Genomic DNA, 6,047 nt, shown 5'->3' with positions numbered 1-6,047 from the left:
CAGTGGGACCTGGCGCACCAAAGCGGATGCGCTCGAACAGTATGATTTTATGCTGTGGAAACGCTCTCTGGAGCTGTAGGAATCAAGTAAAACGCCCGGCATCTGCCGGGCGTTTTGTCTTCGCTACCCGCCCAGATAGGCGCTGCGTACCGCTTCATTCGCCAGCAGCGCGTCGCCGGTATCCTCAAGCACCACGTGACCGTTTTCCAGCACGTAGCCGCGGTCTGCCAGCTTCAGCGCCTGGTTGGCGTTCTGCTCGACGAGAAAGATAGTCATTCCCTGCTCGCGCAGCTGTTCGATGGTATCGAAGATTTGCTGAATGATAATCGGCGCCAGACCGAGCGAAGGCTCATCCAGCAGCAGCAGGCGCGGCTGGCTCATCAGCGCGCGCCCGATAGCCAGCATCTGCTGCTCGCCGCCGGACATGGTGCCCGCCCGCTGAACCCGGCGCTCATGCAGGCGCGGAAACAGCTCATACACCCATTTGATGCGGGTCTGGAACTGGTCGCGGTCGGCAAAAAAACCGCCCATCGCCAGGTTCTCTTCCACCGTCATCCGCGAGAAAACGCGGCGCCCTTCCGGCACGATCGCCACCGCTTCGCGCATGATTTTCGCCGTCTGCCAGTCGGTAATATCTTTACCGTCGAAAACCACGCGGCCGCTGGAGGCGCGCGGGTCGCCGCACAGGGTACCCAGTAGCGTGGTTTTCCCCGCGCCGTTGGCGCCAATCAGGGTGACAATCTCTCCCTGATTGATATGCAGACTGACGTTGTGCAGCGCCTGGATTTTGCCGTAATGCGCGCTGACGTTGTCAAAAGATAACATCACTTTTTCCATCTTATGCGTCACCACCATTATGCTTCACCTAAATAGGCGCGGATCACGTCCGGGTTGTTGCGGATCTCTTCCGGCGTACCGTTGGCCAGCGGCGTGCCCTGGTTTACCACGTAAATACGGTCGGAAATGCCCATCACCAGCTTCATATCGTGCTCAATCAGCAGGATGGTGGTGTTGTGATGGCTGCGCAGCTCGACGATCAGCTCGTCCAGCTCTTTGGTCTCTTTCGGGTTTAGCCCCGCCGCGGGCTCATCCAGCATCAGGATTTCCGGCTGGGTCACCATACAGCGGGCAATCTCCAGACGGCGCTGGTCGCCGTAGGCCAGGTTACTGGCCTGCCGGTTGGCGTGCTCAAGCAGGCCAATACGTTCAAGCCAGGTCGCGGCGCGGTCCAGCGCTTCGCTCTGGGCGCGGCGGAAGGACGGCGTCTTCAGCAGGCCGGAGAAAACCCCGGTTTTCAGCTGCTGATGCTGCGCCACCAGCAGGTTTTCAATCACCGTCATTTCGCGGAACAGACGCACGTGCTGGAACGTTCGCACTACGCCCATACGGGCAATCTGCTGGCCCGGCAGCCCTTCCAGATGCTGGTCGCGCAGCATAATGGTACCGCCGGTTGGCTTATAGAAACCGGTCAGACAGTTAAAAACGGTGGTTTTGCCCGCGCCGTTAGGGCCGATAAGCGAAACGATTTCCCGCTCACGCAGCTCCAGCGACACGTTGTTGACCGCCAGCAGGCCGCCAAAACGCATCATCAGACCGTTTACGGATAATAATGGCTGACTCATGCCTGCTCTCCTTCTTTGGCCTGCCCATTTTTCAGCTTCAGCTGCGGACGGGTCATCGGCAGAAGCCCCTGCGGACGCCAGATCATCATCAGTACCATCAGCGCACCCAGCATCAGCATGCTGTATTCATTGAAATCACGCATCAGCTCGCGCGAAACGACCAGCAGAACCGCCGCCAGGATCACCGCGAACTGGGAGCCCATACCGCCGAGAACCACAATCGCCAGCACAAAGGCCGACTCGGCGAAGGTAAAGGATTCCGGGCTGACGAAGCCCTGACGGGCGGCGAACAGGGTGCCGGCAAAACCGGCAAACGCGGCGCTGATGGTAAAGGCGGTCAGCTTGATGCGCGTCGGGCTGAGGCCCAGCGAGCGGCAGGCAATCTCATCTTCGCGCAGCGCTTCCCACGCGCGGCCCAGCGGCATACGCAGCAGGCGGTTAATCACGAACAGGCTTAACACCACCAGCAGCAGAGCGACCAGGTAGAGGAAAATCACGCGATCGGAGGGATCGTACTTCACGCCGAAGAAGTTGCTGAACGTATCCCAGCCGCCTTCGCGGGCGCTGCGGCTAAATTCAAGGCCGAACAGCGTCGGTTTCGGGATCTGGCTGATGCCGTTCGGGCCACCGGTTATTTCGGTGTTGTTAAGCAGCAGGATGCGCACGATTTCGCCAAAGCCAAGCGTGACAATCGCCAGATAGTCGCCGCGCAGGCGCAGGACCGGGAAGCCAAGCAGGAAGCCCGCCGCCGCCGAAACCAGCCCCGCCAGCGGCAGGCAGGTCCAGAAGCCCAGACCGTAATAGTGGTTCAGCAGCGCGAAGGTATAGGCGCCGATGGCGTAGAAACCGCCGTAGCCCAGCACCAGCAGGCCGGAAAGCCCCACCACCACGTTAAGGCCCAGGCCGAGGATGATATAGATCATCGTCAGGGTAGCGATATCCACCGTTCCGCGCGACACCATAAACGGCCACGCCACGGCGATAACCAGCAGGGCGATCAGGAACAGCTTCTGTTTTACCGTCGAACCGTCGATAGCCGGCAGAATAAACTTCGGCCCGGAGACGTTCTTCATGGTTTTCTGGAAAACGGGACGCAGCAGCTGGAAGAAGAAGACCACTGCGGTTCCGATAAAGATCCACTGCCAGCGGATATCGGCGGCGGTATCCACCACCAGCTTCGTGCCGTCCAGCTCCAGCTGCACGCCCATAAAGACGCCCGCCAGGATAAAGAACATCACCGCGGACAGCAGCGCCATCGCAAAATGCATCGGTTTCATACTTTTTCTACCTCCGGACGGCCCAGGATACCGGTAGGCATCACCAGCAGAACCAGGATCAGCAGCGCGAAGGAGACCACGTCTTTATATTCCGTACTGAGATAGGCAGAAGAGAGCGCTTCGGCGATACCGAGGATCAGCCCGCCGATCATCGCCCCGGGAATGCTGCCGATGCCGCCCAACACCGCGGCGGTGAAGGCCTTCATCCCGGCCATAAAGCCGATGTACGGGTTGATTACGCCGTAGAACTGGCCGAGCAGAACGCCGGCAACCGCCGCCATTGCCGCGCCGATCACAAACGTCAGCGCAATCACCCGGTCGGTGTTGATGCCGAGCAGGCTGGCCATTTTCAGGTCTTCAGCGCAGGCGCGGCAGGCGCGCCCCATGCGGGAATAGCGGATAAACAGCGTCAGCGCCAGCATGGCGATAAACGTCACGACCCAGATAACCAGCTGCATGGTGGTGATAGTGGCGGTGAAGTTATCGCTGCTGCCTACCGTCCACTGGCCGTTGAACAGGCTCGGCAGCGCGACATCGCGCGAACCTTCCGTCAGGCTGACGTAGTTTTGCAGGAAGATGGACATCCCGATGGCGGAGATCAGCGCAATCAGGCGTTTTGAGCTGCGCACCGGCCGGTAGGCCACGCGTTCGATACTCCAGCCGTAGGCGCTGGCAATCACGATAGCGCCGACGAATCCGGCGGCAACCAGCAGCCAGCTGGTATCGATACCCATCATCATCAGGGCGGCAATGATCATGAAGGAGACGTAGCTGCCAATCATATAGACCTCGCCGTGGGCGAAGTTGATCATACCGATAATGCCGTACACCATGGTATAGCCGATGGCAATCAGCGCATAGGTGCTTCCCAGCGTGACGCCGTTAAACATCTGCTGCAGAAAATAGAGAAACTGCTCGGACATAAGGTAACCTTTTTCTACCCGCCCGCTTTGCACGGGCGGTGGGATAACTTGTCTTATGGCTTATTTCGCGAGGGTGGATGACCCGTCCGCGTGCCACTGGAAGACACCAAATTCAAATCCCTTCAAATCGCCTTTTTCGTCCCAATTCAGCGGCCCAATTACGGTTTTCGCGCCGTGAGCTTTTAGATCTTTGATTAAATCCAGCGGCTCCTGGCTTCCGGCCCGGTCCATCGCCTGCGCCAGCGACTGCACGGCGGCGTAGGTGATCCAGACATACGGACCACTCGGGTCTTTCTTCTCGGCTTTGAGCGCGTCAACGATAGCGCTGTTGGCCGGGTCCTGGTCATAGCGTTTTGGCATCGTCACCAGCATGCCTTCCGCCGCATCGCCCGCGATGTTGGACAGCGACGCGTTACCCACGCCTTCCGGGCCCATAAACACGGTTTTCAGGCCCACGGAGCGCGCCTGGCGCAGCATCTGGCCCATTTCCGGGTAGTAGCCGCCGTAGTAAACGAAGTCGATATTCTCTTTTTTCAGGCGCGCCAGCAGCGCGGAGAAGTCTTTTTCACCGGCGGTAATGCCGTCGAAGAAGACGATATTCGCGCCGCCTTTTTTCAGGCTCTCCTGGACAGAACGCGCCAGACCTTCGCCGTACTGCTGCTTATCATGAATGATAGCAATACGCTGCGGCTTGACGGTTTCCATGATGTATTTTGCGGCGGTTGGCCCCTGCGAAGAGTCCAGACCGGCGGTACGCATGATGTACTGATAGCCGCGCTGGGTCAGCTCCGGGTTGGTCGCGCCCGGGGAGATCATCAGAATGCCTTCATCTTCATAGATATCGGATGCCGGCTGGGTGGAAGAAGAGCAGAGGTGGCCGATAACGTACTGAATGCCGTCATTGACGATTTTGTTCGCCACCGCAACGGCCTGTTTCGGGTCGCAGGCGTCATCGTACTCCACGGCAACCAGCTTATCGCCCTTGATGCCGCCCTGGGCATTAATATCTTTGATCGCCTGGCGCGCGCCGTTGAATTCCATATCGCCCCACTGGGCTACCGGGCCAGACATCGCGCCAACAACGGCGACCTTAATATCTTTGGCAAAAGCCGCCTGGGACATCGCCAGTGCGACTAACCCCGCGATAACCGTTTTCGCGTTCCTTTTCATGCTGCAGAACCCCGTTCGTGATGTGGTGTAAATATTTTGTATTTTTATGGTTAAAAAGCATTCTGTACTTTTATTAAACAACGCTACTTTTACCATTATCTTTAATGGTTTAGCGAGGTTTTTTGCCTGAATACAGAGTAAAATCTCTATTTTTCAGGCGATTAAGCAAAGATAATATTCTGTATTTGCTGGAAGATAAACAAAAAAAGTCCAGTAAACAGCATAAAATAACGACACATAAGGCGGAATAAAACGCTACATATCAGGTTAAAATTCTGCTTATTTTTCGATCCATGATGAATTGCTCTACCCTGCTCCTTCCAGGAAAACGAATCCCCTGATGAACAGGCAAAAAACGGCGCTCCGCCTGGCAGGGAATTTGGATACACTAACGCCTCTGTTTTGACTGGACCCTCGCGTATGAAACTGACCATTATTCGTTTACAGCACTTCAGCGATCAGGATCGCATCGACTTAGGTAAAATCTGGCCGTCGCAGGATCTTGCGGCGCTGGCTCTGGATGAAAGCCATCGTATTTATGCCGCCCGCTTCAATGAGCGCCTGCTGGCCGCGGTTCGCGTAACGCTAAACGGCGTTGAGGGCGAACTCAGCGCGCTGTGCGTGCGTGAAGTGACCCGCCGTCGCGGCGTCGGACAATATTTAGTGGAAGAGGTGCTAAGGGATAATCCAGAGATCGGCAGCTGGCACATCGCGGATGCCGACGTGGAAGACCGCGGCGTGATGGCGGCGTTTATGCAGGCGCTGGGCTTTAACGCGCAAACCGGCGGTTGGGTAAAAAAGCAATAAATCGGCGAAAGAAGGCTGAACATTCCCGGATTGCGGCGTAACGCCTTACCCGGGCTACAAAAAACCAGACCGCACCAGCCTGTAGCCCGGGTAAGCGCAGCGCGACCCGGGAAGAAACCGCATCAATGCATCAACTCCGGCGCATTCCCCGGGTTGCGGCGTAACGCCTTACCCGGGCTACAAAAAACCAGACCGCACCAGCCTGTAGCCCGGGTAAGCGCAGCGCGACCCGGGAAGAAACCGCACCA

At 57.6% G+C, this 6,047-nt stretch carries 7 protein-coding genes (1 of these 7 running past the window's edge); 2 read left to right on the top strand and 5 right to left on the bottom strand.

What is annotated here, in order from left to right; translation table 11 throughout:
- Positions 1–79, top strand: the final stretch of a protein-coding gene (locus tag FQK12_RS20400) for a UxaA family hydrolase (protein ID WP_146295764.1). It extends 1,523 nt beyond the left edge of the window; 79 of the gene's 1,602 nt are visible here — the last part of the coding sequence; the start codon falls outside the window, past its left edge; its stop codon occupies positions 77–79.
- Between the two features lie 44 nt (positions 80–123).
- Here FQK12_RS20400 and livF read toward each other — a convergent pair whose 3' ends face one another.
- The 5 genes from livF to livK are packed head-to-tail and all read right to left on the bottom strand — an operon-like array spanning position 124 to position 4,992.
- Positions 124–837, bottom strand: coding sequence for a high-affinity branched-chain amino acid ABC transporter ATP-binding protein LivF (livF, locus tag FQK12_RS20395; RefSeq protein ID WP_004126158.1), 714 nt, complete (start codon positions 835–837; stop codon positions 124–126).
- A 17-nt stretch (positions 838–854) separates the two neighbouring features.
- Positions 855–1,622 (bottom strand): high-affinity branched-chain amino acid ABC transporter ATP-binding protein LivG, encoded by a 768-nt coding sequence (gene livG / locus FQK12_RS20390; RefSeq protein WP_004855045.1) that lies wholly within the window; start codon positions 1,620–1,622, stop codon positions 855–857.
- Complete coding sequence (gene livM / locus FQK12_RS20385; RefSeq protein WP_014227087.1) at positions 1,619–2,899, bottom strand: branched chain amino acid ABC transporter permease LivM; 1,281 nt, start codon at positions 2,897–2,899, stop codon at positions 1,619–1,621. Before livM ends, livG begins: the two co-directional genes overlap by 4 nt.
- Complete coding sequence (gene livH / locus FQK12_RS20380) at positions 2,896–3,822, bottom strand: high-affinity branched-chain amino acid ABC transporter permease LivH (RefSeq protein WP_014227088.1); 927 nt, start codon at positions 3,820–3,822, stop codon at positions 2,896–2,898. Before livH ends, livM begins: the two co-directional genes overlap by 4 nt.
- A gap of 60 nt (positions 3,823–3,882) precedes the next feature.
- Positions 3,883–4,992, bottom strand: coding sequence for a high-affinity branched-chain amino acid ABC transporter substrate-binding protein LivK (gene livK, locus FQK12_RS20375; RefSeq protein WP_014227089.1), 1,110 nt, complete (start codon positions 4,990–4,992; stop codon positions 3,883–3,885).
- Positions 4,993–5,412: 420 nt separating this feature from the next.
- On the opposite strand from livK, the gene panM reads away from it, so the two are divergent.
- Positions 5,413–5,799: an aspartate 1-decarboxylase autocleavage activator PanM gene (gene panM / locus FQK12_RS20365; RefSeq protein WP_014227090.1), complete on the top strand. Its 387-nt coding sequence runs from the start codon at positions 5,413–5,415 to the stop codon at positions 5,797–5,799.
- The last annotated feature ends 248 nt before the right edge of the window (positions 5,800–6,047 follow it).

The sequence above is a fragment of the Klebsiella sp. ME-303 genome (genome assembly GCF_007910085.1).
GTDB lineage: Bacteria > Pseudomonadota > Gammaproteobacteria > Enterobacterales > Enterobacteriaceae > Klebsiella > Klebsiella michiganensis.
Note: the sequence above shows the minus strand (reverse complement) of the source record. Positions and strands in the feature narration are given on the sequence as shown.